The organism is Bradyrhizobium sp. BR 10261 (assembly GCF_019455395.1).
Classification (GTDB): domain Bacteria; phylum Pseudomonadota; class Alphaproteobacteria; order Rhizobiales; family Xanthobacteraceae; genus Bradyrhizobium; species Bradyrhizobium manausense.
Genome location: NZ_JACOFQ010000031.1, coordinates 21,350 through 46,394 on the forward strand (window position 1 = coordinate 21,350; position 25,045 = coordinate 46,394).

Consider the following 25,045-nt stretch of genomic DNA (forward strand, 5'->3'; position numbering starts at 1 on the left):
GGGTAGTCAGCCGGGCATGAAGTGCTCAACTGTACGGAGGTAAATGACCGACATGACTAGGGTTGGAAGAGCTATACCTACGTTTGTCCGTATTCGCCCGGGGCTTCCGCGCTCATTCTTGTTCAACGAGACGGCGCAAAATGCTCCGGCTGCACGGTCACGGTGAAAACCCCTGCTGACGCGGCTACCTGATCTGCCTGGATAGCCGAAGCGGCGACAGGTCAATTCAAGGACGAACTTCATCACGGCCATCCGGCTTTGGCCGGAATTGCTCCTCTTGCGCCAACGTGCTCTACTCGTGTTCACGCAGAGAGTGCCGGGAGCGTCTGCGATGAAACCTGGCCAGGCAGCCACGTTCGGGAAGTCAGCCGCGCAATTCCTCGTCGACTGCGTCAGGCAAGCTGTCGCCACTAAGCCGCGCGCCGAGCCCGATGATGGCCAGCTCGAAGCGGTCAAACAATGGCAGCAGGTCTTCGAGCACAATCCGGTCATGTACTTCATGGTCGATCCGGCCGGAACCGTTATCAACGTGAACACGTTCGGCGCCGCGCAACTGGGCTACACGGCCGCAGAGCTGATCGGCCGATCGGTACTGGATGTCTTCTTCGCCGAGGATCGCGATTTTGTCCGCGCCTGTGTTGCGCTGTGCCTCGAGACCGTCGATCAGTCCCACACCTGGGAGATCCGGAAGGTTCGCAGGGACGGCTCGGTACTCTGGGTCCGCGAGAACGCCAAGACCATGCTGCGGGCCGACGGCTCGCCGGTCGTGTTGGTCGCCTGCGAGAACATCACTGAGCGCAAGGAAGCGGAGAATGCTCTGCGGCAGAGCGAAGCCTATCTCGCTCAGGCGCAGGAATTGAGCCACACCGGCAGTTTCGGCTGGAAGGCAGCAACCCGCGAGATCACATGGTCCAGGGAGACGTATCGCATCTTCCAGTGCGATGAGGGTTCCAAGCCGCAGATCCCGGTCATGCTCCAGCGGATCCATCCGGAGGACCGCCTCGCCGTGCAGCGGACCACAGGTCAGGCAGCGCGCGAGGGAAAGGACTACGACCACGAATACCGGCTCGTGATGCCCGATGGCTCCATCAAGTACGTCCGAGCGGTGGCCCGGGCTACACGAGATTCTGCCGGCCACGTCGAGTTCGTGGGGTCGGTGAGCGACATTACGGCGACCAAAGAGGCAGAGCGCAAGCTGCGCGAGAGCGAACAGCGCTTTCGCGATTATGCCGAAACCGCATCCGACTGGTTCTGGGAGACGGGGCCAGACCACCGCGTGACCCTTATATCGGAACACTCAGATACCACCGCCCCGGCGGGCGTGATTGGGCTTACCCGTTGGGACATTGCGCCGGACGCCGATCTCGAGCCGGAAAAATGGCGACAACATCGCGCGGCACTCGACGCCCACATCCCGTTCCGCGACCTGGTGTATCGCAGCAGGGACCGCAACGGGCAGACCATCTACGTTCGGACCAGTGGCAAGCCGTTCTTCGATGCCGACGGAAACTTTCTCGGCTATCGTGGCGTCTGCACCGACGTGACTGCGGCCATCCGCGCCGACCAGGCCGAAGAGGCGCTGCGCAAGGCCCAAGCCGAGCTGGCTCATGTCGCGCGCATCACGACACTGGGCGAACTGACTGCTTCGATCGCCCATGAAATCAACCAGCCACTCGCTGCCGTGATTGCAAACGCCGACGCCTGTGTGGCGTGGCTGCAGCGCAATCCGCCCGATCTCAAGGCGGCGCGCCGCTCCGTGGAGTGGATCACCGAGGATTGCAAGCGTGCCAGCGACGTCATCCGTCACATTCGGGCGCTCGCCAAACGAACCGAAATCGAAATGGGTCCGCTCGACCCCAACTTGATCGTGCGCGAGGCCGTCGCACTCGTCCAGCGCGAGATGGCCAACCATGCCGTGTCGGTGCGGATGGAGCTGTCGTCGGCCCTGCCCAAGATCTTTGGCGATCGGATCCAGCTGCAGCAGGTCCTGATCAATCTGATCATGAACGGGATCGAGGCCATGGAAGACGTCCGTGACCGTCCGCGCAAGCTGACGATCCGCTCGGCGGCGGATGGCGACGACGCGATGGTGGTGAGCGTCGCCGACTGCGGCGTCGGCATCGACGAACAGGCGGTAGACCGCCTGTTCACCCCGTTCTTCACCACGAAATCCGGCGGCATAGGGATGGGGCTGCCGATCTGCCGCTCCATCATCGAGATCCACGGCGGACGACTTTCCGCCGCGTCGAACCAATCTGGCGGCGCGACGTTTCAGATCACCCTGCCCCTCTATCGAGAGGAAGCATCGTGAGCGATCGCATGGCGCCTTCGCCGCCCCATGAGAACGGTGATCAGCCGATTGTCTACGTCGTCGACGACGACGCCTCCATGCGCCGTGCGCTCACCAACCTCTTCGAATCGGTTGGCCTCAAGGTCGAAGCGTTTGGCTCGGCGCCGCAGCTCCTCCAGGCCAAGCCACCGCAGGTGCCGAGTTGCCTGGTGCTTGACATCCGCCTGCCCGGAGTCAGCGGCCTTGAGCTGCAGTCCGATCTGGCCAAGGCCAACATCCACACGCCGATCATCTTCATCACCGGTCACGCTGACATTCCCATGACCGTACGGGCCATGAAAGGCGGCGCGATCGATTTCCTGACCAAGCCGGTCCGCGACCAGGATATCCTGGACGCAGTCCAGGCCGCGATCGAGCGAGACCGCAAGCGGCGCGATCTCAACAAGACGGTCTCGAACGTCAGATCACGCTTCGAGTCACTCACCTCGCGCGAGCGGGACGTATTGGCTCTGGTGACGTCCGGCCTGATGAACAAGCAAGTGGCCGCCCAACTCGGATTGGCCGAAATTACCGTGAAGATCTATCGCGGCCAGATCATGCGCAAAATGGGGGCGAAGTCCCTGGCCGACCTCGTGAGAATGAGTGAGGCGCTCGGCATTCGGCCCGGCCGGCCCGACGTACAAACCTAAGTATGAGTTTGCAATGGCGAGTGGCAGGTCCACCCTGCGTGTTTAGATTGGGCCGTCGCGACGGCAAGCGTAATCCCGGGCGAGGAGCGGACGTCTTGTCAGCGGCTTCGGTCATTTCGGTACTTGATGATGACCCCTACGTGCGGGAGGCGATCAACAATCTCTTGCGGTCGCGCGGGTATATGGTCCACACATTCGCCTCGGCCCAAGAATTCTTGAGCTCGAGCGATTCCAAGCGCACCTCCTGCATCGTCGCCGACATGCATATGCCGTCCCAGACCGGAATCGATTTGTTGACGCAGATGCGCGCGCAGGGTTCGGCCACCCCGTTCATCTTGATCACAGGTTTCCCGGATGAGAGCCTTCACATCCGGGCGCTCGAAGCCGGAGCAATCTGTTGTCTCCGCAAGCCGTTCGTCCCCGCCGACCTGATGAAATGCCTGCAGTGGGCGTTGGCAGCAGGTGACGACGTCACGGAGTGACGTTCCGCCTCACTCCACCGAGATCTTCGCCGCCTTGATGATCGGCCACCATTTCGCGATCTCGGCCTTCTGCCTGATGCCGAGTGCCTCCGGGGTGAGCTGATCCTTGGGCGTCATCTCGAGGCCCTGGCTTTCAAGCTGCTTCTTCACGGCGGGATCGTTCAACGCGTCAACGGCGGCGGCATTGAGCTTGGCGACGATCTCCTTCGGCGTGCCCTTCGGCACCCACATGCCGGACCACAGCGTCATGTTGAAGCCTTTCAGGCCCGCTTCATCCGCGGTCGGGATGTCGGGCGCCGAGGCGAGGCGCTTGTCGTCGGTGACGGCGTAGGCGCGGATGGTACCGGCGCGGACCTGATTGATGGAATTGGAGGTCTGGTCGACGATGATGTCGATCTGGCCGGCGATCAGATCGTTCAACGCCGGCGCGGTGCCGCGATACGGCACGTATTGCAGCTTGATACCGGAGACGCTTTCGAAATAGACGCCGGCGATGTGACTGCCCGAGCCGGCGCCGGCCGTCCCGGCGGTCGGCGGCGTCGGCCGCGCCTTCAGCCAGTCCAGCAGCTCCTTCAGCGATTTCGCGGGCACGGCGTTCTTGCTGACCACGATCATCGGGTTGCTCGGCAAGAGCACCACCGGTTCGAGATCGGCGACGAGGTCGTAGTTGAGCTTGTAGACGGCACCGTTTGCGACGTGGGTGCCGAGATGGCCGAAGGAGATGGTGTAGCCGTCAGGCGGCGAATGCACGGCGCGCCCCACGCCGATCGAGCCGCCGGCGCCGGTGACGTTCTCGACCACCAGCGCCTGGCCGAGCGATTGGCGCATCCGCTCGGCGAGCACCCGCGCCATCGCATCAGACGGGCCGCCGGCTGCAAAGGGAACGATGATGGTGATCGGATGCGAGGGATATTCGTCGGCGCGCGCGAGGCCGGCGAGAGCGAGAATACCGATCAGCCCGGCCCAGACGGCCTTGTTCATTGTGGTCTCCTCGACGATATCGTTCTTGTTTCAGTCTCTTCCCGCGTACGGGAAGAGCGATCGTTCGTGAAGAGACGAAATGACGCCTCAGAACTGCGAATAGTCGATCGGCTTGTGGCGATCGAGCGTGCGGGTGACCGGCGGCAGCGGATATTTCAGGCCGGTGGCGCAGTTGAACAGCATGACGCGGTCGCCCTTCGAAACGCGGCCGTCGGCAAGGCTCTCCTTGTAGGCGGCGTAGGTTGCAGCGCCCTCTGGGCAGAGCAAGAGCCCCTCCTCGCGCGCGACCTCGTTCAGCGCCGACGAGATCTTGTCGTCGTCGACCGCAATGGCAAAACCCTTGCTCTCGCGCACGGCGCGCAGAATCAGAAAATCGCCGATCGCCTGCGGCACGCGAATGCCTGAAGCGATGGTGTGGGCGTCCTCCCAGCGCGTGGCGTGCTCGGTGCCGGCCTCATAGGCCCGCACCATCGGCGCGCAGCCGGAGGCCTGCACCGCGACCATGCGCGGGCGCTTTGAACCAATGAAGCCGATCTTCTCCAGCTCGTCGAACGCCTTCCACATGCCGATCAGGCCGGTGCCGCCGCCCGTCGGATAGAAGATCACGTCGGGCACGTCCCAGCCGAGCTGCTCGGCGAGCTCCAGGCCCATCGTCTTCTTGCCTTCAATGCGGTACGGCTCCTTCAAGGTGGAGGTGTCGAACCAGCCGACTTTCGCCTTGCCCTCGCCGACGATCTTGCCGCAATCGTCGATATAGCCGTTGACGCGGTAGACGGTGGCGCCCTGCAGCTCGATCTCGCTGACATTCACCTCGGGCGTATCGGCCGGGCAGAAGATCGTGGTCTTGATGCCGCAGGACGTCGCGTAAGCCGCGAGCGCCGCGCCGGCATTGCCGTTGGTCGGCATCGCCATGTGCTTGATGCCGAGCGCCTTGCCCATCGACACCGCCATGACCAGGCCGCGCGCCTTGAACGAGCCGGTTGGCAGGCGCCCTTCGTCCTTGACGATGATTTCGCCGCCGCCGAGCTTCTTGCCGAGCTTCGGCAGCCGGATCAGCGGCGTCGTGACCTCGCCGAGCGAGACGATGTCCTGGCATTTGCGCACGGGAAGCAGCTCGCGGTAGCGCCACATGTCGCCGGGACGTTGGGCTAGCGCGTCTTTCGTCAGCGCCTTCTTCACGCCGGCAAGGTCGTAGCGCACCAGCAGCGGCTTGCCGGCCTTGGAGAGATTGTGGACCTGATCGGCGGCGTAATGATCGCCTTCCATGGCGCATTCGAGATGCGTGACGAAGGTCGGGCGCTCGATGGTGAGGTTGTCGTTGTCGTGCATGGGGTCAATCCCTCTTCTTGTTCTCATGTTTCGCTATCAGACCCGTCACCCTGAGGTGCTCTTCATGCGGCGCAACGCGCCGTGTGGAGAGCCTCGAAGGGCGACGAGCCCGGCTGCTACATCTCGGCCGTTCATCCTTCGAGGCTCGGCCAACGGTGCTTTGCACCGCTGACCTCGCACCTCAGGATGACGGGACGGGGATGGTGCCGTCCTCGCCCGCGGCTAAATATTCAACACCCGTCCATAAGCATCCAGCACGGCTTCCTTCATCATCTCCGACAGGGTCGGATGCGGGAACACCGTGTGCATCAGCTCTTCTTCCGTCGTCTCCAGGTTCATGGCGACGACATAGCCCTGGATCAATTCGGTGACCTCGGCGCCGACCATGTGGGCCCCCAGGAGCTGGCCGGTCTTCTTGTCGAAGATCACCTTGACCAGGCCCTGGTCTTCGCCGAGCGCGATCGCCTTGCCGTTGCCGACGAAGGGGAAACGGCCGACGCGGATCTCGCGGCCGCTCTCCTTGGCCTTGGCTTCGGTCAGACCGACGGACGCGACCTGCGGATGGCAATAGGTGCAGCCCGGGATCATGTTCTTGTCCATGGGATGCGGATGCAGGCCCTTGATCGCCTCGATGCAGATCACGCCCTCATGCTCGGCCTTGTGGGCGAGCATCGGGGGGCCCGCGACGTCGCCGATGGCGTAGATGCCTGGGACGTTGGTCTTGCCGTAGCCGTCGATGACGATACAGCCGCGCTCGGTCTTCACGCCGAGCTTTTCGAGGCCGAGATTCTCGATATTGCCGACGACGCCGACCGCCGAGATCACGCGCTCGAACTCCGATGTGATGGGCTTGCCCTTGCCGTCATCGATGGTGGCGACAACGCTGTCGGCTTTCTTCTCGAGCTTCGTCACCTTGGTGGAGGACATGATCTTGATGCCCTGTTTCTCCAGCCGCTTGCGCGCAAGGCCCGCGATCTCCGCGTCCTCGACGGGGAGGATCTGCGGCAGCACCTCGACGACGGTGACGTCAGAACCCATGGTGTGGAAGAACGAGGCGAACTCGATGCCGATCGCGCCGGAGCCGACCACCAGCAGCGACTTCGGCATCCGCTCCGGCACCATCGCCTCGAAATAGGTCCAGACCAGCTTCTTGTCGGGCTCGAGGCCCGGCAGCACGCGCGGCCGCGCGCCGGTCGCGACAATGATGTGCTTGGCCTGATAGGTGCCCTCGCCCAGCGAACCCTTGGGACCCTCGACGTCGGACTTCTTCACGGTGATCTTGCCGGGCGCGTCGATCGAGGCGGCGCCCCAGATCACGCTGACCTTGTTCTTCTTCATCAGGAAGCCGACACCGTCGTTCAGCCGCTTGGAGACGCCGCGCGAGCGCTGCACCACGGCCTTTGGATCGAACGAGACCTTCTCGGCGGACAGGCCATAGTCCTTGGCGTGCTGCATATAGTGATAGATCTCGGCCGAACGAAGCAGCGCTTTGGTCGGGATGCAGCCCCAGTTCAGACAGATGCCGCCGAGATAGGACTTCTCGACGATCGCCGTCTTGAAGCCGAGCTGGGCGGCGCGGATCGCGGTGACATAGCCGCCGGGACCGGAGCCGATGATGATGATGTCGAAAGACGTGTCGGCCACTCAAACCTCCGCCTGAACCGGTAAACGTAAACGACGCGCACGCAGCGCGTATTCGATGATGCCGAGGACAGCAAGCACGGCGGCCGCGACCCCGACGATGATGCGCCACAGACCGGCCAGCCAGTCGCTGCCGGAGGGCGCGACCGCCGAGCCGACCAGCTCGATGCCGGCGGGATTGAACACGAGCGCCAGCCCCAAACTCATCGTGATCCACGGCCAGCATGTGCGCGGATCGCGACCAGTCGCAATCCGGTGCGAGCGCACCAGCATGCGCCAGACCACCATCAAGCCGATAAGGCCCGGCAACAGGAATTCCAGTACGATCTGCGCATCGCGATGGTCGCTCGGAAACGGATTGGTCGAGCGCGCATCGACAGCATTCATCCACATCGACCAGCCGGAAAACAATAGCGTCGCTACCGCGAGCACCAGCGCGGCCAGCGTCATGTCGCGTTCGCGTCCCGACTTCTGCAGCACGAGGGCGAACGCCGCGACAGCCAGCACGATAGCGACCGCAATCGCGCTCGCCACTACGCCGAACTCCTCGGTCGTCCGGTAGCTCAGCGTCAGCTGCAGCGCGATCAGCCAGGCCACGCCGAGCGCTGCACCACCTGCCGCCGCAAATGCGTGCGAGTTCGGCATCGCCACGCTCCGCGCGCTAGACCATCATCATGACGGGATTTTCGATCAGCTGCTTGAAGGCGCCGATCAGCTCGGCGCCGAGCGCGCCGTCAATGGCGCGGTGATCGCAGGACAGCGTCACGCTCATCATGGTTGCGATCTCGATCTTGCCGCTCCGCACCACCGGCCGCTCCTCGCTGGTGCCCACCGCAAGGATCGTGGCATGCGGCGGGTTGATCACCGCCGTGAAGTCCTTGATGCCGAACATGCCGAGGTTGGAGACGGCCGTGGTGCCGCCCTGGTACTCCTCGGGTTTCAATTTACGGGACCGCGCGCGCGCGGCAAAATCCTTCATCTCGTTGGAGATGGTCGAAAGCGTCTTGGTCTCGGCCTTGCGGATGATCGGCGTGATCAGGCCGCCCGGCATCGCCACGGCAACGCCGACGTCGGAATGATGGTGCTTGACCATGCCTGACTCGGTCCAGCTGACGTTGCAGTTCGGGATCTTCTGCAGTGCCACCGCCATCGCCTTGATGACGAAGTCGTTGACCGAGATCTTGTAGAGAGGTTTCTTCTCCTTGTCCTTCGGAGCCGCGGCGTTGATCTCCTCGCGCGCGGCGAGCAGCTTGCCGATATCGCAGTCGATGGTGAGATAGAAGTGCGGGACGTTCTGGATCGACGCAGTCAGGCGCTGCGCGATGGTGCGGCGCATGCCGTCATGCGGGACGATGTCGTAGGAGCCCGGCTCGAACAGCGACAGGATCTGCTTGTCCGACATGGTCGGTGCGATCGACGGCGTCCCGGCGGACGGAGCCGCAGCGGGCGCCTTGAGGCCCTTGCCTGATTTGGCCTGCTCGACGTCGCGCGCGACCACGCGGCCGTGCGGGCCGGTGCCCGTGACCATCGAGACATCGATGCCGGCTTCCTTGGCGAGACGCCGCGCCAGCGGCGATGAGAACACGCGCCCGGCATGGCCATTGCCCTGCGCAGCCGGTGCGGCAGCCTGCGGCGCCGGTGCTGCGGCGGGAGCCGGTGGAGCCTTGGGCGCGGCGGGCGCGGGTGCCGGTGCAGCAGCGGGAGCCTCGGCCGCCTTGGGCGGGGCGGCCGACGCGCTCGGCTTTGCAGCGCCCGCGGCCTTCACGTCCTCGCCTTCGCCGGCGAGCACCGCGATCACGTCGTTGACCGGCACATCCTGGGTGCCCTCGGGCACCAGGATCTTGGCGATCGTGCCCTCGTCGATGGCTTCGACCTCCATCGTCGCCTTGTCGGTCTCGATCTCGGCGATGACGTCGCCTGACTTGACCTTGTCGCCTTCCTTCTTCAGCCACTTGGCGAGGTTGCCCTTCTCCATCGTCGGCGAAAGAGCTGGCATCAGGATGTTGATGGGCATGCTGACCTCACGAAGAACTTCTCAAAACGTCGCCTCCGAAAGTGAAGACGAACAGACCAGGTTTAGTTGCCGATGTCGCCTTGCCAGAGGCGTTCATTGGCAGGGATGGAGCGCCAATTCTTCATCATGGTGATGGAGCGGTCGTCGGCCAGGTCGATCCAGGGAATCCCGAACTTGTCGAGAATGTCCTTGGAGCCCTCGAAGGTGACGGATTCCCCGATCACCACAAGCTTGACCTTGAACAGACCGAGCGCGCCCGCACACATCGAGCATGGCGACAGCGTGGTGTACATGACCGTGTCGTGGAACGAGATCGCGCCGGCCTCGCGCAGGCAGCTCATCTCGCCGTGCAGGATCGGATTGTTCTCCTGCACGCGGTTGTTGTGGCCGCGGGCGATAATCTTGTTGTCGCGCGTCAGCACGGCACCGATCGGCAGACCGCCCTGTGCGATCGAGGCCTCCGCTTCGCGGATCGCCTCCAGCATGAAATCGTAATGATAGGATTCGATCGTCACGGTCAGTGTCCCTTTCCCCGCGGCGTCGTCGTGCCAGTGTCGGTCGGACGCTCGATCTCGGCCTGGAACATGTCGAGGATCCGGTTCAGCGCGTCCTCCTCGGTATATTCGCTCTCGCGCGCATAAGCGCGCGCGGCGTGGCGGGCGAGATCGACCAGCAGCAGGCCCCACATGTCGGGCTCCTCGAAGGCGCGCTGGAACGCCATCGACAGCCCGCCATCCAGCACGAACACGCGCAGGATCTCGACCGCGTCGTCGCGGGTCATGACGTCGGGCGGCAGTGGCTGCTCCTTCGGGCCCGCCATGGTCTACCTGTAGCAGACAGCTTTGGCGGCCTCGACGACCTCAGCCGCCGAAGGCAGCGCGAGCTTCTCCAGGTTCGCGGCGTAGGGCATCGGCACGTCCTTGCCGGCAACGCGCGCGACCGGCGCGTCGAGATAGTCGAAGGCGTTCTCCATGATGCGCGCGGCGATCTCGGCGCCGACGCCGCTCTGGGCCCAGCCCTCTTCCACCGTCACGGCACGCCCCGTTTTCTTCACCGAGTTGATGATGGTCTCGGTGTCCATCGGACGCAGCGTGCGCAGGTCGATCACCTCGGCCTCGATGCCCTCCTTGGCGAGTTCGTCGGCGGCCTTCAGCGCATAGGTCATGCCGTTCGACCAGGAGATGATGCTGACGTGCGAGCCCGCACGCACGATGCGCGCCTTGCCGATCGGCACGATGAAGTCGTCGAGCTTCGGCACTTCGCCGGTGTGACCGTAGAGCACCTCGTTCTCGAGGAAGATCACCGGATTGGGATCGCGGATCGCAGCCTTGAGCAGGCCCTTGTAGTCGGCGGCCGAGTACGGCGCGATGACCTTGAGACCCGGAACGTTCGAGTACCAGGCCGAATAATCCTGGCTGTGCTGGGCGGCGACGCGCGCGGCGGCGCCGTTGGGGCCGCGGAACACGATCGAGCAGCCCATCTGGCCGCCCGACATGTAGAGCGTCTTGGCCGCGGAGTTGATGATCTGGTCGATCGCCTGCATGGCGAAGTTGAAGGTCATGAACTCGACGACCGGCTTCAACCCGGTCATGGCAGCGCCGACGCCGACGCCGGCAAAACCGTGCTCGGTGATCGGGGTGTCGATCACGCGCCGCGCGCCGAACTCCTGCAGCAGGCCCTGCGTGACCTTGTAGGCGCCCTGATATTCGGCGACCTCTTCGCCCATCACGAAGACATCAGGATCGCGGCGCATCTCTTCAGCCATGGCGTCGCGCAGCGCTTCGCGGATGGTCTGTGTGATCATCTCGGTGCCGGCGGGCACTTCCGGATCGGGTTCGGCGACAGCCTGTGGCGCTGGAGCAGCCTTCGGCGCGGGTGCTTCGGCCTTGGCAGCGGCGGGCGGCGCGGACTCCGCGGCCTTCGCCGCCGGTGCAGGCGCCTTCGCCAGATCGGCGGCGCTCTCGCCATCGGCGAGAATGGTCGCGATCGGCGTGTTCACGGCAACGTCGGCTGTCCCCTCGGGAATCAGGATCTTGCCGAGCGTGCCCTCATCGGTCGCCTCGACCTCCATGGTGGCCTTGTCGGTCTCGATCTCGGCGATGACGTCGCCGGACTTGATCGTCTCGCCCTCTTTTTTCAGCCATTTGGCGAGGTTGCCCTTTTCCATCGTGGGCGACAACGCGGGCATCAGCACTTGAATTGGCATATCGACTCCAAAGAAAGCTTGCGCGCCCTTAGCGGTAAACGTCGGTCCAGAGCTCGGCGGCATCCGGCTCGGGATCATGCTGGGCAAAGTCGGCGGAGGCGTTGACGATGTCCCGCACCTCGGCATCGATCGCCTTGAGATCGGCCTCGCTGACCTTGGCCGCCAACAGGCGGTTACGCACCTGCTCGATCGGATCCTGGTCGTGACGGACCTTCTCGACCTCCTCGCGCGTGCGGTATTTCGCCGGGTCGGACATCGAGTGGCCGCGATAGCGGTAGGTCTGCATCTCAAGGATGTAGGGGCCCTTGCCGGCGCGGCACCAGGCCGCCGCCTCCTCGCCCGCGGCCTTGACGGCGCGGACGTCCATGCCGTCGACCTGCTTGCCGGGGATGTTGAAGGACACGCCGCGCTTGGAAAAGTCCTGCTGCGCCGAGGCGCGCGAGACCGAAGTGCCCATGGCGTAGCGGTTGTTCTCGATGACGTAGATCACCGGCAATTTCCAGAGCTCCGCCATGTTGAAGCTCTCATAGACCTGGCCTTGGTTGGCCGCACCGTCGCCGAAATAGGTGACGCTGACATTGCCGTTGCTGCGGTAATTGTTGGCGAAGGCAAGACCGGTGCCGAGCGAAACCTGCGCACCGACGATGCCGTGGCCGCCATAGAAGTGCTTCTCCTTGCTGAACATGTGCATGGAGCCGCCCTTGCCCTTGGAATAGCCGCCGCGGCGTCCCGTAAGCTCGGCCATCACCCCATTGGCCTCCATGCCGGTGGCAAGCATATGGCCGTGGTCGCGATAGCCGGTGATGACCTGATCGCCCTCTTTCAGGGCCATCTGCATACCAACTACCACGGCTTCCTGGCCGATATAGAGATGGCAGAAGCCGCCGATCGCACCCATGCCGTAGAGCTGGCCGGCCTTTTCCTCGAACCGCCGGATCAGGAGCATGTCGCGGAGCGCCTTCAGCTCCTGCTCCCTGGTGAATTCCGGGGGCGAACCGCCGTTGGTTTTATCGTGCTCAGCGCTTGCGGCGGCTTTCTTGGGTGCGGCCATGGGAATTCCGGGTCAGAGAAATCTAGGTCCTCTCTAACCTAACTCAATCGGGTGTGAAAGCACCGCAGCGGCATAGGACGACTTTCATTATGCCGCACTGCAGCGTGGCCGAAATTTTGCAAAACTTTTGGCGCTGGATCAGGCAACATTAGCTCCGCGCCTGCGAGAGCTCTGCACACAAGCGCGGCGACGACATCGGACACGCATATCTCGGGTGCCGAGCCCCGCGGCGTGTCCGATTCGAACCGCCGGACCTACCAGCCCAGCTCGCGCAAATACGCAGCGCGGGCGGCAACGCCAGTGTGCGTGAAGTCGGTGAAGACGCCATCGACGCCAAGCCGGAAAAATTTGAGATATTCCTTGGCCGGATCGGCGTGATAGTCGGCTGCAAGATATTTCTTCTCGTTACGGAACGTGAAGACGTGGACGAACAGGCCGAGCTTGTGCGCATCGGCAATCAGGCCGGTCGCCTCCTGGGTCGAAGCTGCCGGTGTCGATCCCTTGTAGGGCGTGCCGTCGGCATTGGTGTCCTTCCACAAGGCGACCTTAAGCGGAACGATATAGGGCTTCCACGGACCGATGCCTTCGGCATAGGTCTTGATCTCGGCGAGGCCCTCAGGCGTCAGCATCGCATCATACAAGCGTGCATCGCCCGCCACCGTCCAGTCGAACGGACGTGAATTGGTGATGTTGTCGAGCAGCACCTTGCCGGTCTTGAAGTCGATGCCGTTGCCGTCGATGAGCTGCACCTGCCGGGTCTGAAGGCCATGGTTACGCATATATTTCAGGCTGCCGGGCTCGAAGCTCTGAACCAGGATGGGCGCGTCCTTGGTGTTGAGGCCGTTGTCGTTGATGATCTTGATCAGGGCATCTTCCAACGGACGGCTGCCCGGCGCGCCGCAGCCGTTTGCGATTGCCTGGGCATTGTTCCAGGTCGGATTCTTGGTTTCCGGATAGACCAGGATGGGACGCCCCGTCTCCTTGCTCTTGGCCTTGGCGATATCGAGGATGTCCTGGAAGCTGATGACGGGGAATTTGCCGTTGAAGATCTTCGGCCGCTCATTGGCCGCATCGTAGGTGGTGCCGCGGATCCACTGCTTCAGCTCGGCCATGGTGAAGTCGGTGAGCGACCAATCATTGGTGTGATCCTCACCGTCGACGATCAATGACTTCAGCACCGATTTGGGATCGGAGGGATCGGTGAGATCCGTGAGATAGTCGGCCGGCGTGCCGGCGGCGGCCGGCGCCTTGACGCGCACACCTGATACTGTGCGCTTGCGGGCTGCGACCGCTGTGTTGGTCTTCGCCACGTCGGCCACATTGGTGTTGTCGGCCAGCCAGGGGTTGTGACGCGCGACCAGGACGCAGTCCTTGGTGAGGTGCAGATCCTCTTCGAGCGCGTCGGTTCCGAGCGCGGCCGCGAGCTCGTAGGAGGCCTCGGTCTCTTCGGGCACCAGCCCCGGCACGCCGCGATGTCCGAGGATCAGCGGCGCCTTTCCGTCGACGGTCAGAAACGGCTTGGCACCCGATGGCGCAGACTGGGCCACCGCCATCGACGGCACCAGCAACGCCAAGGCCGCGCCGAGCAGCATCGCTCTGACATGCATCTTCCGCCGCAAGAGATTGTTCGTCATGGCCGCGCCTCCCTCTGTGCCTCGCATCGCGTCGTCGCGATCGGCTGTCGTCTTGTCTCAATAATCTGACAGACGGATGACGGCGGGTCGGGCGGTCACGGATGTGCACAGGCGGCGCCCTTCCAACGCCGCCTGTGCCTTCTCAATCAGACCTGTCGATCAGAAGAAGCCGAGCTTCTTCGGGCTGTAGCTGACCAGGAGGTTCTTGGTCTGCTGATAGTGATCGAGCATCATCTTGTGGGTCTCGCGACCGACGCCCGACTGCTTGTAGCCACCGAAGGCGGCATGGGCGGGATAGGCATGGTAGCAATTGGTCCAGACCCGGCCGGCCTGGATCGCCCGGCCGAAGCGGTAGCAGCGGTTGGCGTCGCGGCTCCAGACGCCGGCCCCGAGGCCATAGAGCGTGTCGTTGGCGATCGCGAGCGCTTCGTCGTCGGACTTGAAGGTCGTGACCGAGACCACGGGGCCAAAAATCTCCTCCTGGAAGATCCTCATCTTGTTGTGGCCTTCGAACACCGTCGGCTGGACGTAGAAGCCGCCCGAGAGGTCGCCGCCGAGCTCGGCGCGTCCGCCGCCGGCCAGCACCTTCGCGCCCTCCTCTTTGCCAATGTCGATATAGGACAGGATCTTTGCGAGCTGCTCGCTGGAGGCTTGCGCGCCGATCATGGTGTCGGCCGCACGCGGATCGCCCTGCTTGATGGCGGCGACGCGCTTCAGCGCCCGCTCCATGAAGCGATCGTAGATATCGGCGTGGACCAGCGCCCGGCTCGGACAGGTGCAGACCTCGCCCTGGTTCAGCGCGAACATGACAAAGCCTTCGATCGCCTTGTCGAAGAAATCGTCGTCTTCGGCGGTGACGTCCTTGAAGAAGATGTTCGGCGATTTGCCGCCGAGCTCCAGCGTCACGGGAATCAGGTTCTGGCTGGCATATTGCATGATCAGCCGGCCGGTCGTGGTCTCGCCGGTGAAGGCGATTTTTGCGATCCGCGGGCTGGAGGCGAGCGGCTTGCCGGCCTCCAGGCCAAAGCCGTTGACGATGTTGAGCACGCCCGGCGGCAGGAGATCGCCGATGATCTCGGCCCACACGATAATCGAGGCCGGGGTCTGCTCGGCGGGCTTGAGCACCACGCAATTGCCGGCGGCAAGCGCCGGCGCGAGCTTCCAGCACGCCATCAGGAGGGGGAAGTTCCAGGGGATGATCTGGCCGACGACACCGAGCGGCTCGTGGAAATGATAGGCGATCGTGTCGTGGTCGATCTCGCCGATCGAGCCTTCCTGGGCGCGGACGACGCCGGCGAAATAGCGGAAATGATCGATGGCGAGCGGCAGGTCGGCGGCCCGGGTCTCGCGGATCGGCTTGCCGTTATCCCAGGTCTCGGCGATCGCGAGGCGCTCGAGATTCTCCTCCATGCGATCGGCGATCTTGTTGAGGATCGCAGCGCGCTCGGCGACGCTGGTGCGTCCCCAGGCTGCCTTGGCGGCATGGGCCGCATCGAGGGCGGCTTCGACGTCCTGTGCGTCGGAGCGCGCGATCTTGCAGACGATCTTGCCGGTCACCGGCGAGGCGTTGTCGAAATATTTGCCCGAGATCGGCGCCACGAACTTGCCGCCGATGAAATTGTCGTAGCGTTCGGCGAACGGGCTTTGGGTGACGCCGAGGAATTCAACCTTGTTCATTGATCACTCCCGATGTTGATGTTTGCGCCAATCGTCGTGTGTTCACGACTTGCGCCAACGATCTCGCGGGAGGTGCTTTCTGTCAGCCCGGGTGGATGCGAAGGTGGAGCGGACCTGTCGCAGAACTGCGACAGTCGTGGGTGATACGCTCTGCTTCCACGTCGTCATTGCGAGCGCAGCGAAGCAATCCAGAATCCCTGCTTGGGGACACTGGATTGCTTCGTCGCAAGGGCTCCTCGCAATGACCAATGAGGAAGCAGCGGCCTCAGTGCTTCAGCTCGAACCGCTTCAGCTTCCGGTGCAGCGTGGCGCGGCTGACGCCGAGGGCCTTGGCGGCGGCCGACACGTTGCCGCCGGCGCGGAGCAGCGCCCGCTGCAGCACCGCGCGCTGGCCGCCGGCGAGATGATCCTGTGCGGGCTCGCCGCCGAGCAGGTCTGCCGCGGGAACCGGCCGCAGCGCCCTGCCCGGCACGATCCCGAGTCCGGCCCGGGCGGTGCGGGTCGCGCCGATCACGAGATCGTCCGCATCGACAGCGACGAGTCCGATCGACTGGCCGTCCGGTCCTTGTGTCAGCACGATGCGGGCATGGGCGAAGGCGCGGCGAAACAAATCAGCCTCGATGCGCCTCGCCGCCTCGGCCGCGGCCAGCGCGATCAGGCTGGAGAACGCGTCGGTGCGGTCGGCACGGCAGGAGGAGACGTCGAGCACGCCGGCAAAGGCCGCCTCGTGATCGTAGATCGGAACGGCGGTGCAGCTGAGCAGCGTGTTGCGGGTGAAGAAGTGCTGGTCGCGATCGATCGTCAGCGGCCGCTGCTCGACGACACAGGTGCCGATACCATTGGTGCCCTCGTGCTCCTCGCTCCAGAGCGCGCCGGTCCACAGGCCCCAGGATTGGAATGTTGCATCATCCGCCGGCGTGCCACGGCGGTCGACCGGTACACCGTCGCCATCGGCAAGCAGCACGCAACAGCCGGCCGCGCCAACTGCCTGATAGAGCCGGTCCATGGCGCCTTGCGCGGCGGCGAGCAGCGGCGCGATGCGCTCGCGCGCCTGTCTCAGCTCGACGTCACTCAGCCGCAGCGGCGCGCTGCGGCCGGAAGGGTCGAGATGATGCAAACGGGACGAACGGCGCCACGAGGCCACGAGTGCGGACCGAGCCGCCTGGCCTGATGCAATGGCGGCTTCGACACGAGCCGCGTGATGCCGGGGCATTGACCCATCCATCACCGTTTCCTCCGGAAAGCAGTCTAGGCGGCGCCTCGCGAGCCCGATTGATCTCCGTCAATCCGCGGCGGCATCGCGCGCGGACAAGCAATGCCTCTCTCGCCCCGGCGGCGTCAAGGCGGCGGTCCTACGACCTTCGGAATAGTCGGCGGCGGCTTTCGCCGTCAGTTTCGGATACTGGAAAGCACTAGTTCTGCGGGATCATGCGAACCAGGTCGTGCGGATTGACATAGTCGAGCTGGAACCGGGCCCGCTCGTCCAGCATGTCAGGGTCGATCTTCTCGGTGCGCAGCAGCGACACGCGCTGCTCGCTGCGGGCACGCTCGCGCTTGAGCTGGGCCAGCTCGCTGGTCAGCGCGATGATCTCCTGGTCGAGCTCCTGGCGCGCGTTGAGGCCGTATTTGCCGGTATAGGCGTTGACGCCGAAATAGCCGACGATGGCCGCCGCCATCGCATAGAGGGCAAGGCCGGTCAGGATCGATTTGAGGCGGGCGCGGGAGACCATGATGGCAAGATGGGCCAGCTTGGTTAAGGGAGTATTGACGCCCGGTCCCGGTCGTTGGCATTCCGGGGCGCGCGCCGCGCGAACCCGGAATCCATCAGGCCACAACCTCCGTCGGGAAATGGATCCCGGGCTCGATGCTTCGCATCGCCCTGGAATGACGAAGTGAGCGGCTTACCCGTGATGCTTGGCGACGTGCGCGGCAAACGCGTCGAGGTAAGCCTGGAGCACGCCCTTCAGCGAGTCCTTGGTCAGGTTGCCCTCGGCATCGAAGGCGTCGCCGACCCCGTTCAGATAGGTCTCGGGCTGCTGCATGATCGGGCCGGCGATGCCCGGCAGGATGTTCTGCAACGTCTTGGCGGCGCTGACGCCGCCCAGCGGGCCCGGCGAGTTCGAGATGATGCCGACCGGCTTGCCGTTGAACGAGCTCTTGCCATAGGGGCGCGAGGCGACGTCGATGGCGTTCTTCAGCACGCCCGGGATGGCGCGGTTATATTCCGGCGTGACGAAGATGACACCGTCGGACTTCTGCAGCTTCTCGCGGAAGGCCAGCCAGTCGGCCGGCGGCGCGCCTTCGAGGTCCTGGTTGAAGAACGAAATGCCCGCGGGGGTGATCACCTCGAGCTTGAGGGAGCTAGGTGCGAGCTTGGCGAGCGCGTTGGCGATCTTGAGCGAGAAGCTGTCCTTGCGCAGGCTGCCGGCGATCACGACGATATTGTAGGCCATCAGATTATCCTTGGCTTGTCTTTGAAACCTTGAAGGGGAAGTGCCGCCGGCACTTAAGCGATCCGGAGCAAAGGATGCAAGTGCATGGACCGCGCTGGTTTGGAAACGCTGGGTTTCCTAGAAGCAGACGGTCGCCGAAAACAACCGGGCCGCCAAGCGGCGGCCCGATCTTTCGTGCAAATCTGCAAAATGAGATCAGATGGTGATCTGCCGTCCCAAATCGCGATTACTTATTTGGGTTGATGAGGAATTTTTCGCCGGTGGCACGTTTGGCGTAGACCGCGATGTTGGCGGGATCGAGCGTCTCCTGCAGCGACACCACCTTGGTGTAGTGGCTGGCAAAGGTCGTCTTCAATTCACTCACGACGCGCTGGCGCAGCCGTCCCACATCGGCAGGTCCGATCTTCTGCAGGAACGGGGTGAGCAGCCAGCCGCCGACGCCCCAGGCCATGCCGAAGCCGCGCGGCAGTTCGATCGGACGAACGTCGAGCCCGCCGTAGACATAGACCTGCTTGTGCACGCTGGAGCCGTAGCGGCTGTATTCCTTCGCGGTCTTGTTGATTGCGATTTCCATGCAGTTGAGAATGTCGCCGGCAAGCCTGCCGCCGCCGATGGCATCGAAGGCGATGGTGGCGCCGGTCTCAACCAGTGCATTGGTGAGGTCGTCGAGGAAGCTCGGCACGCTGGAATCGACCACATATTTGGCGCCGATCTTGCGCAGGATCTCCGCCTGCTCCTTGCTGCGCACGATGTTGACCAGCGGAATGCCGTCCTTGATGCAGATCTTGTTCAGCATCTGCCCGAGATTGGAGGCGGCCGCGGTGTGCACCAGCGCCTTGTGGCCCTCGCGCCGCATCGTCTCGGTCATGCCGAGCGCGGTGAGCGGGTTGACGAACCAGGAGGCGCCCTCCGCCGCACTGGTGCCCTCAGGCAGCACCTGGCAGTCTCTCGCCTTCAAGGTGCGATACTGCGCATACATGGCCCCGCCAATCATCGCGACGGTCTTGCCCATCAGCGCCTTCGCGGCCTCCGACGAGCCGGTCTTGATGACGACGCCGGCGCCCTCATTGCCGACAGGCAGCGACTGATCGATCCGCGCCCCCATCGCGCGCATCGCTCCGTCAGGCACCTTCGCGGTGATGATGGGCGCTTCTTTCGTGCCGGACGCCTTGGCCGTGCTCATGTCGGCAGCGCCAACGAGCAGGCCGAGGTCGGACGGGTTGATCGGCGCCGCCTCGATGCGGACGACGACCTCGTCGTCCGCGGGCTCGGGGGTCGGCACCTGCAGAAGCGAGATCTCCAGCTCACCGCTGTTCTTGATCAGCGAACGCAGTTGCAGTCCGGTCTTGCCGTCGCTCATGTCGATCTCCCCTGTCCTCGTTTCGCTCTTTCCCGCGGTGACGCCGGCTTATGCCAGCGCCTTCAGCGCCGCCTTGCCACCGTACAGCGCCTGCTTGCCGAGCTGCTGCTCGATGCGTAGCAGCTGGTTGTATTTGGCGGTGCGATCGGAACGCGCAAGGGAGCCGGTCTTGATCTGACCGCAATTGGTGGCGACCGCGAGGTCGGCGATGGTGGAATCCTCGGTCTCGCCGGAGCGGTGCGACATGACAGAGGTGTAGCCGGCCTTGTGCGCCATCTCGACGGCAGCAAGCGTCTCGGTCAGCGTGCCGATCTGGTTGACCTTGATCAGGATGGAATTGGCGCGGCCGGCCTTGATGCCCTCGGCAAGGCGCTTGACATTGGTGACGAAGAGATCGTCGCCGACCAGCTGGCACTTCCTGCCGACGAGGTCGGTGAGCTCCTTCCAGCCGTCCATGTCGTCTTCCGACATGCCGTCCTCGATGGTGACGATCGGATAGCGTCCGACCAGGTCGGCGAGATATTTGGCCTGCTCGGAGACCGAACGGGTCTTGCCCTCGCCTTCATAGACGTACTTGCCGTCCTTGAAGAACTCGGTCGAGGCGCAGTCGAGCCCGAGGACGATGTCGGCCCCTGCCTTGAAGCCGGCCTTGCCGATCGCGTTCATCACGAACTCCAGCGCGGCGTCGGCCGACGGCAGGTTCGGGGCGAAGCCGCCCTCGTCGCCGACATTGGTGTTGTGGCCGGCCTTCTTCAACTCCGACTTCAGCGTGTGGAACACTTCCGCGCCGTAGCGCAGGCCTTCGGCAAAGGAAGACGCACCGACCGGCAGGATCATGAATTCCTGGAAGTCGATCGGGTTGTCAGCGTGCACGCCGCCATTGATGATGTTCATCATCGGCACCGGCAGCAACCGCGCCGAGGTGCCGCCGACGTAACGATAGAGCGGCATGTCGAGCGAATTCGCCGCGGCCTTGGCACAGGCGAGCGAGACGCCGAGGATGGCGTTGGCGCCCAGCCGGCTCTTGTTCGGCGTGCCGTCGAGATCGATCATGATCTGGTCGATCTGGGCCTGCTGCTCGACATCGAGGCCGCTCAGCGCCTCGAAGATCTCGCCGTTGACGGCGCCGACCGCCTTGGTAACGCCCTTGCCGAGATAGCGGGCCTTGTCGCCGTCGCGCAGTTCGACCGCCTCATGGGCGCCGGTGGAGGCGCCTGATGGCACCGCGGCGCGGCCAAGCGCGCCATCCTCCAGCACAACGTCGACCTCGACGGTGGGATTGCCGCGGCTATCGAGGATTTCGCGTCCGATGATGTCGATGATGGCGGTCATGAGGGCCTCTTTTCCGGGAACAAAGGGGGCAGTTCGCGGCTGCTTCTACCGCAATGCATCGAGGCGGAAAAGGCCGGGTGACGGCCGCCGAATGATTGGCTATGAGGGCCGCATGTCGAAAAAACCCAGCAAATCGAACACCTCACCCAGCCTGCAACTCGGTCGCGCGGTGGAATGGCCGGATGCGCCTGAGAAAGCTCAGCTCGATCGCGTGCCCAATCCGCAAGGAGGGACCGATTACCTGGTCCGTTTCACCGTGCCGGAATTCACCTCGCTCTGCCCGGTCACGGGACAGCCCGATTTCGCCCATCTGATGATCGACTACGCGCCCGGCCAGTGGCTGCTGGAGTCGAAATCGCTCAAGCTTTACGTCGCCAGCTTCCGCAATCACGGCGCCTTCCACGAGGATTGCACCGTGATGATCGGCAAGCGCATCGCGCGCGAGATCAAGCCGAAATGGCTGCGCATCGGCGGCTATTGGTATCCGCGCGGCGGCATTCCGATCGACGTGTTCTGGCAGACCGGCCGCGTGCCGAAGGGCCTGTGGGTGCCCGAGCAGGGTGTCGCGCCGTATCGCGGCCGGGGCTAGTGGGAGAGCCCTGACGATGACTTCAGGCGCGACATAGTCACGCCGTTACGTCCGGCGGCACGACCAGGACCGGCACGCTTCCGTTCCCGAGGACCTCGGAGGTCTGACTTCCCAAAAACAGCTTCCTGAGGCCGCGGTGCCCATGAGAGGCCATGACGATCAAATCGCAGCGTCTGGATCTTGCAGTTTCGACGATCGCCGTGGCCGGGTGCGAATTCGGAACGTGCAGGAGTTCGACCGACATCCCGCGCTGCTCGGCTATGGCTCGTGCCCGATCGAGTACCCTGCCGGCGCGTTCCCTGCAGGCCGCGTCAAAATTGTCGGCCTCTTCCTGCGAAGGCACCCATCCCGAGTCAAATCCTCCGCCGTAATCGATTGGCAGCGGTTCGGTCACGGTGATGATCGTCGCTTTGGCATTCAACGCTTTCGCCAACGCAATTCCATGCTCGAGGCCTTTTGTGGCGACGTCCGAGCCATCGGTGCTCAAGAGAAGATTGGCGTACATTGCGGCTCCTTGTTGCGCGCCCCGCATGCCCTCGCAATTGATGCCCCGGCGAATATGATCCGATCCTCGCCGCCGGTCCAATCGCTTTTACGCACCCTGGTGACGAAGCCGTCCACCCTCGCCTATTAAGCGAGGTCGACCGACTCGACAGATCGGCCTCCGCCTTCGGCACGCCGGTCGCGGCCCTGGATCAGGCTCGCGCGTCGGACGGCGCCCGCGGCCTCAGCAGCGCGGCGCAGGCAAGGCCCAGCAGCACCATGAGCACGGCGCTTGCGGCCAGGGTCGGCGCCTTGCCGGCATGCGCCAGGCCGAACCCGTAGGCGAGCGGACCGACGGTCTGGCCCATGAAGAAACAAAACGAGTGCAGCGACATCGCTGTTGCCCGCGCCTCGACCGACAGCTCGCTGGCGAACACCTGCAGGCAGCCATGGATCATGTAGAAGCCCCAGCCCATCAGCAGCATGATGGCGAACTGGACCTTCCAGCCGGGGCCAAGGGCGAGCGCTGCGAGCTGAAGCGCGACGAGGCTCGCGCCTGCGATCATCATCCCTTTGACACCCAGTCGCGGCAGGAAGCGCGAGACCGTGAAAGTATAGAACAGCCCGCCGACCGCGAAGCCCGCGATGACGATGCCCGCGATCGACAGCGAGGTCTCGCCGAGATCGAACAGCAGCGCGGCGATGAAGGGAAACAGGCCGAACACGCAGCAGCCCTCGACGAACACGGCCGAATAGCAATAGCGCGCGTTCGGATTGGCGAGAATGGTGCGATAACCCTGCCGCAAGGTCCTCAGATCGCTCTTCGGCCGCGCCGTGAGCGCGGCACCGCGAAAACCCGCCGCGACCGCGACGGCCGCGATCAGCCCGAGCGCACCGATGATCACCAGCACGCCGCGCCAGCCGACGAGGTCGCCGATGATGCCCGATGCGGTCGCACCTAGCAGGTTGCCCGTCATCGAGCCAGCCAGCGTGCGGCCGATCGCCACCTGCCGCTTCGCCGGCGCGACCAGGTCGGCGGTCAGGCCGAGCGCAACCGGGAACACGCCGCCCGAGGCGATACCGGCGAGCATGCGGCTGGCGAACAGGCCCGAGAAGGTGGTCGAGAGCGCGCCCAGAATGCAGGCGGCACCGAGCAGCGCCAGGCACAACGTCATCAGCCGAGCCTTGCCGAACAGATCGGCTGCCGCACCGACGATCGGCTGGATCAGCGCGTAGATCAGCGCATAGCCGGCCGCGATGCTTGCCGCCGTCGTGATGCTGATCGAAAACTCCTCGGCAACATGCGGTAGCACCGGATCGAGCGCGCGGGTCGACAACGCGGCGGAGAAGCTCGCGAGCGCGATGATGTTGATCGCAGGCGGAAACTTCTGGTCGGTCGACGGCCTTGCCACGGGCTCGTGCATCAGTGCGCTTGGCCCTTGGCCACCGCGTCGAATGCCATCAGCCTGGCGATCAGCCCTTCGAACTCGCGCAGCGGCACCATGTTGGGTCCGTCCGACGGCGCGCTGTCTGGATCGGGATGCGTCTCGATAAACAGACCGGCAACGCCGACGGCGACGGCCGCGCGCGCCAGCACCGGCACGAACTCGCGCTCGCCGCCGGAGGACGCGCCCTTCCCGCCCGGCTGCTGCACCGAATGGGTGGCATCGAAGATCACGGGCGCGCCGGTGGTGCGCGCCATGATCGGCAGCGAACGCATGTCAGAGACCAGCGTATTGTAACCGAAGGAGGCGCCGCGTTCGGTGACGAGCACGTTGCGATTGCCAGCACTGGTGATCTTGGCAGCGACATTCGCCATGTCCCAGGGCGCAAGAAACTGCCCCTTCTTGACGTTGACGACCTTGCCGGTTGCGGCTGCGGCCAGCAGCAGATCGGTCTGCCGGCACAGAAAGGCCGGGATCTGCAGGACGTCGACGGCTTGCGCCACCTCGGCGCATTGCGCGGCATCGTGCACATCGGTCAGCACCGGCAGGCCAAGCGAGGAACGGATCTCGGCGAAGATCGGCAGCGACTGCGCGAGGCCGAGGCCGCGCGCGGCCGAGGCGCTGGTGCGGTTGGCCTTGTCGAAGGAGGTCTTGTAGACGAGACCGATCTTAAGCCGTGCGGCGATCTCCTTCAGCGCGGAGGCCACCTCGAGCGCATGCTGACGGCTTTCGAGCTGGCAGGGACCTGCAATGATCGAGATCGGCAGATCATTGCCGAATTTGACCGACCCGACGCTGACGACCGGCGCTGCAGATTGACTGGTGCTCAAGACACAAAATCCCTGTTTCGGCGCGACCATAGCGGCCGAATGGGCGGGATCAACCCCATTCGGCCCTGACCTTTGAATATCAGGGTTGCGCCACGGCCACCTGTCCGGAACGACGGCTACTTGACCGAAGAGAAAGCAGTCGGAGCCAGAATCTGGCTGACGATATTGGCGACGATCTGGCCATCCGCTTCGGACTTGGCGCGCGCTTCCGCCCATTCTGGATCAGCCACAAACGCGCCCCACTTCTTCTCGCGCTCGGCCAGCGACTCCCAGGCGAGGAAATAGGTCAGCTCCTGGTTGGATTCGCCGATCAGCGTGGTGAAGAACCCGGCCTGCCTGATACCGTGCTTCTCCCAGATCTTCAGTGTGGCAGTCTCGAACCGCTTGAGCAATGCCGGCAGGCGACCGGGCACGCAGCGATACTGGCGCATTTCGTAGATCATTCTCGTTTCCTCCCTGGAAGGGTACGGCGGTTATAGCGATCGGCCATGGGGGTGTCTTGAGCCCTGCCCGGCCACCCCCCGCAGCGTTTCGCGCATGGCTGGACGGGACCGGACAA

Annotated in this window: 24 protein-coding genes; 4 read left to right on the forward strand and 20 right to left on the reverse strand. The window is 64.2% G+C overall.

Annotated features, from left to right (window positions below; translation table 11 throughout):
• Positions 1–331 precede the first annotated feature (331 nt).
• From HYH07_RS29090 to HYH07_RS29100, 3 genes are all read left to right on the forward strand, one after another.
• Positions 332–2,311 carry a PAS domain S-box protein gene (locus HYH07_RS29090; protein ID WP_220005684.1) on the forward strand — a complete coding sequence of 660 codons (1,980 nt, stop codon included), beginning with the start codon at positions 332–334 and terminating at the stop codon, positions 2,309–2,311.
• A gap of 8 nt (positions 2,312–2,319) precedes the next feature.
• Positions 2,320–2,979, forward strand: coding sequence for a response regulator transcription factor (locus tag HYH07_RS29095; RefSeq protein WP_220005734.1), 660 nt, complete (start codon positions 2,320–2,322; stop codon positions 2,977–2,979).
• 95 nt (positions 2,980–3,074) lie between these two features.
• Positions 3,075–3,461 carry a response regulator transcription factor gene (locus HYH07_RS29100; protein ID WP_220005685.1) on the forward strand — a complete coding sequence of 129 codons (387 nt, stop codon included), beginning with the start codon at positions 3,075–3,077 and terminating at the stop codon, positions 3,459–3,461.
• A gap of 9 nt (positions 3,462–3,470) precedes the next feature.
• Here the strand turns inward: HYH07_RS29100 and HYH07_RS29105 are convergent, their stop codons facing one another.
• The 16 genes from HYH07_RS29105 to eno form a co-directional block, all read right to left on the reverse strand.
• A complete protein-coding gene (locus HYH07_RS29105) occupies positions 3,471–4,442 on the reverse strand; it encodes a tripartite tricarboxylate transporter substrate binding protein BugD (RefSeq protein ID WP_220005686.1) in 972 nt (323 codons plus the stop codon).
• Positions 4,443–4,529: 87 nt separating this feature from the next.
• Positions 4,530–5,771, reverse strand: coding sequence for a threonine synthase (locus HYH07_RS29110; protein WP_220005687.1), 1,242 nt, complete (start codon positions 5,769–5,771; stop codon positions 4,530–4,532).
• A gap of 222 nt (positions 5,772–5,993) precedes the next feature.
• Positions 5,994–7,415: a dihydrolipoyl dehydrogenase gene (gene lpdA / locus HYH07_RS29115; protein WP_057755883.1), complete on the reverse strand. Its 1,422-nt coding sequence runs from the start codon at positions 7,413–7,415 to the stop codon at positions 5,994–5,996.
• A complete protein-coding gene (locus tag HYH07_RS29120) occupies positions 7,416–8,063 on the reverse strand; it encodes a hypothetical protein (protein WP_220005688.1) in 648 nt (215 codons plus the stop codon).
• Positions 8,064–8,073: 10 nt separating this feature from the next.
• Positions 8,074–9,426, reverse strand: coding sequence for a pyruvate dehydrogenase complex dihydrolipoamide acetyltransferase (locus HYH07_RS29125; RefSeq protein WP_220005689.1), 1,353 nt, complete (start codon positions 9,424–9,426; stop codon positions 8,074–8,076).
• 62 nt (positions 9,427–9,488) lie between these two features.
• The gene (locus HYH07_RS29130) at positions 9,489–9,941 is read right to left on the reverse strand and encodes a nucleoside deaminase (protein ID WP_057755887.1); all 453 of its coding nucleotides are present in this window, start codon (positions 9,939–9,941) and stop codon (positions 9,489–9,491) included.
• 2 nt (positions 9,942–9,943) lie between these two features.
• A complete protein-coding gene (locus HYH07_RS29135; RefSeq protein ID WP_008547332.1) occupies positions 9,944–10,246 on the reverse strand; it encodes a DUF5076 domain-containing protein in 303 nt (100 codons plus the stop codon).
• Between the two features lie 3 nt (positions 10,247–10,249).
• Positions 10,250–11,632 carry a pyruvate dehydrogenase complex E1 component subunit beta gene (locus HYH07_RS29140; RefSeq protein WP_220005690.1) on the reverse strand — a complete coding sequence of 461 codons (1,383 nt, stop codon included), beginning with the start codon at positions 11,630–11,632 and terminating at the stop codon, positions 10,250–10,252.
• 28 nt (positions 11,633–11,660) lie between these two features.
• Positions 11,661–12,683, reverse strand: a complete 1,023-nt coding sequence (pdhA, locus tag HYH07_RS29145) for a pyruvate dehydrogenase (acetyl-transferring) E1 component subunit alpha (RefSeq protein WP_220005691.1) — start codon at positions 12,681–12,683, stop codon at positions 11,661–11,663.
• A 254-nt stretch (positions 12,684–12,937) separates the two neighbouring features.
• Positions 12,938–14,317, reverse strand: coding sequence for a glycerophosphodiester phosphodiesterase family protein (locus tag HYH07_RS29150; protein ID WP_228749819.1), 1,380 nt, complete (start codon positions 14,315–14,317; stop codon positions 12,938–12,940).
• A 159-nt stretch (positions 14,318–14,476) separates the two neighbouring features.
• On the reverse strand, positions 14,477–15,994 hold the full coding sequence (gene adh / locus HYH07_RS29155) for an aldehyde dehydrogenase (protein ID WP_220005692.1): 1,518 nt from the start codon (positions 15,992–15,994) through the stop codon (positions 14,477–14,479).
• Between the two features lie 265 nt (positions 15,995–16,259).
• Positions 16,260–17,219 (reverse strand): GAF domain-containing protein, encoded by a 960-nt coding sequence (locus HYH07_RS29160; RefSeq protein WP_220005693.1) that lies wholly within the window; start codon positions 17,217–17,219, stop codon positions 16,260–16,262.
• Positions 17,220–17,406: 187 nt separating this feature from the next.
• Positions 17,407–17,724, reverse strand: a complete 318-nt coding sequence (locus HYH07_RS29165) for a septum formation initiator family protein (protein WP_027529774.1) — start codon at positions 17,722–17,724, stop codon at positions 17,407–17,409.
• Positions 17,725–17,895: 171 nt separating this feature from the next.
• Positions 17,896–18,447 (reverse strand): NADPH-dependent FMN reductase, encoded by a 552-nt coding sequence (locus tag HYH07_RS29170; RefSeq protein ID WP_220005694.1) that lies wholly within the window; start codon positions 18,445–18,447, stop codon positions 17,896–17,898.
• A 226-nt stretch (positions 18,448–18,673) separates the two neighbouring features.
• Entirely contained in the window at positions 18,674–19,807 is a 1,134-nt protein-coding gene (locus tag HYH07_RS29175) for a zinc-binding dehydrogenase (RefSeq protein WP_220005695.1), read from the reverse strand.
• Between the two features lie 48 nt (positions 19,808–19,855).
• Positions 19,856–21,139, reverse strand: coding sequence for a phosphopyruvate hydratase (eno, locus tag HYH07_RS29180; protein ID WP_220005696.1), 1,284 nt, complete (start codon positions 21,137–21,139; stop codon positions 19,856–19,858).
• 112 nt (positions 21,140–21,251) lie between these two features.
• Between eno and queF the strand changes: the two genes are divergently transcribed.
• Positions 21,252–21,728 carry a preQ(1) synthase gene (gene queF / locus HYH07_RS29185; protein ID WP_057756723.1) on the forward strand — a complete coding sequence of 159 codons (477 nt, stop codon included), beginning with the start codon at positions 21,252–21,254 and terminating at the stop codon, positions 21,726–21,728.
• 37 nt (positions 21,729–21,765) lie between these two features.
• Here the strand turns inward: queF and HYH07_RS29190 are convergent, their stop codons facing one another.
• The 4 genes from HYH07_RS29190 to HYH07_RS29205 all read right to left on the reverse strand — a co-directional run bounded on the left by HYH07_RS29190 (position 21,766) and on the right by HYH07_RS29205 (position 24,929).
• The gene (locus HYH07_RS29190; protein ID WP_220005697.1) at positions 21,766–22,233 is read right to left on the reverse strand and encodes a universal stress protein; all 468 of its coding nucleotides are present in this window, start codon (positions 22,231–22,233) and stop codon (positions 21,766–21,768) included.
• Positions 22,234–22,423: 190 nt separating this feature from the next.
• Positions 22,424–23,635 (reverse strand): MFS transporter, encoded by a 1,212-nt coding sequence (locus tag HYH07_RS29195; RefSeq protein ID WP_220005698.1) that lies wholly within the window; start codon positions 23,633–23,635, stop codon positions 22,424–22,426.
• Positions 23,635–24,486, reverse strand: a complete 852-nt coding sequence (gene kdsA, locus HYH07_RS29200) for a 3-deoxy-8-phosphooctulonate synthase (protein WP_220005699.1) — start codon at positions 24,484–24,486, stop codon at positions 23,635–23,637. The genes HYH07_RS29195 and kdsA overlap by 1 nt, the downstream gene beginning before the upstream one ends.
• Positions 24,487–24,602: 116 nt before the next feature.
• Positions 24,603–24,929 (reverse strand): NIPSNAP family protein, encoded by a 327-nt coding sequence (locus HYH07_RS29205; protein WP_220005700.1) that lies wholly within the window; start codon positions 24,927–24,929, stop codon positions 24,603–24,605.
• Positions 24,930–25,045 lie beyond the last annotated feature (116 nt).

What these genes read in the sequence shown, in the direction of transcription:
- HYH07_RS29160 (WP_220005693.1), bottom strand. Translation starts at nt 17,219, where the DNA reads ATGGATGGGTCAATGCCCCGGCATCACGCGGCTCGTGTCGAAGCCGCC.
- eno (WP_220005696.1), bottom strand. Translation starts at nt 21,139, where the DNA reads ATGACCGCCATCATCGACATCATCGGACGCGAAATCCTCGATAGCCGC.
- HYH07_RS29190 (WP_220005697.1), bottom strand. Translation starts at nt 22,233, where the DNA reads ATGTACGCCAATCTTCTCTTGAGCACCGATGGCTCGGACGTCGCCACA.
- HYH07_RS29170 (WP_220005694.1), bottom strand. Translation starts at nt 18,447, where the DNA reads ATGGCCTACAATATCGTCGTGATCGCCGGCAGCCTGCGCAAGGACAGC.
- HYH07_RS29105 (WP_220005686.1), bottom strand. Translation starts at nt 4,442, where the DNA reads ATGAACAAGGCCGTCTGGGCCGGGCTGATCGGTATTCTCGCTCTCGCC.
- HYH07_RS29140 (WP_220005690.1), bottom strand. Translation starts at nt 11,632, where the DNA reads ATGCCAATTCAAGTGCTGATGCCCGCGTTGTCGCCCACGATGGAAAAG.
- HYH07_RS29095 (WP_220005734.1), top strand. Translation starts at nt 2,320, where the DNA reads ATGGCGCCTTCGCCGCCCCATGAGAACGGTGATCAGCCGATTGTCTAC.
- queF (WP_057756723.1), top strand. Translation starts at nt 21,252, where the DNA reads ATGTCGAAAAAACCCAGCAAATCGAACACCTCACCCAGCCTGCAACTC.
- HYH07_RS29175 (WP_220005695.1), bottom strand. Translation starts at nt 19,807, where the DNA reads ATGAGCGACGGCAAGACCGGACTGCAACTGCGTTCGCTGATCAAGAAC.
- adh (WP_220005692.1), bottom strand. Translation starts at nt 15,994, where the DNA reads ATGAACAAGGTTGAATTCCTCGGCGTCACCCAAAGCCCGTTCGCCGAA.
- HYH07_RS29090 (WP_220005684.1), top strand. Translation starts at nt 332, where the DNA reads ATGAAACCTGGCCAGGCAGCCACGTTCGGGAAGTCAGCCGCGCAATTC.
- HYH07_RS29110 (WP_220005687.1), bottom strand. Translation starts at nt 5,771, where the DNA reads ATGCACGACAACGACAACCTCACCATCGAGCGCCCGACCTTCGTCACG.
- HYH07_RS29165 (WP_027529774.1), bottom strand. Translation starts at nt 17,724, where the DNA reads ATGGTCTCCCGCGCCCGCCTCAAATCGATCCTGACCGGCCTTGCCCTC.
- HYH07_RS29125 (WP_220005689.1), bottom strand. Translation starts at nt 9,426, where the DNA reads ATGCCCATCAACATCCTGATGCCAGCTCTTTCGCCGACGATGGAGAAG.
- HYH07_RS29195 (WP_220005698.1), bottom strand. Translation starts at nt 23,635, where the DNA reads ATGCACGAGCCCGTGGCAAGGCCGTCGACCGACCAGAAGTTTCCGCCT.
- HYH07_RS29135 (WP_008547332.1), bottom strand. Translation starts at nt 10,246, where the DNA reads ATGGCGGGCCCGAAGGAGCAGCCACTGCCGCCCGACGTCATGACCCGC.
- pdhA (WP_220005691.1), bottom strand. Translation starts at nt 12,683, where the DNA reads ATGGCCGCACCCAAGAAAGCCGCCGCAAGCGCTGAGCACGATAAAACC.
- HYH07_RS29205 (WP_220005700.1), bottom strand. Translation starts at nt 24,929, where the DNA reads ATGATCTACGAAATGCGCCAGTATCGCTGCGTGCCCGGTCGCCTGCCG.
- HYH07_RS29150 (WP_228749819.1), bottom strand. Translation starts at nt 14,317, where the DNA reads ATGACGAACAATCTCTTGCGGCGGAAGATGCATGTCAGAGCGATGCTG.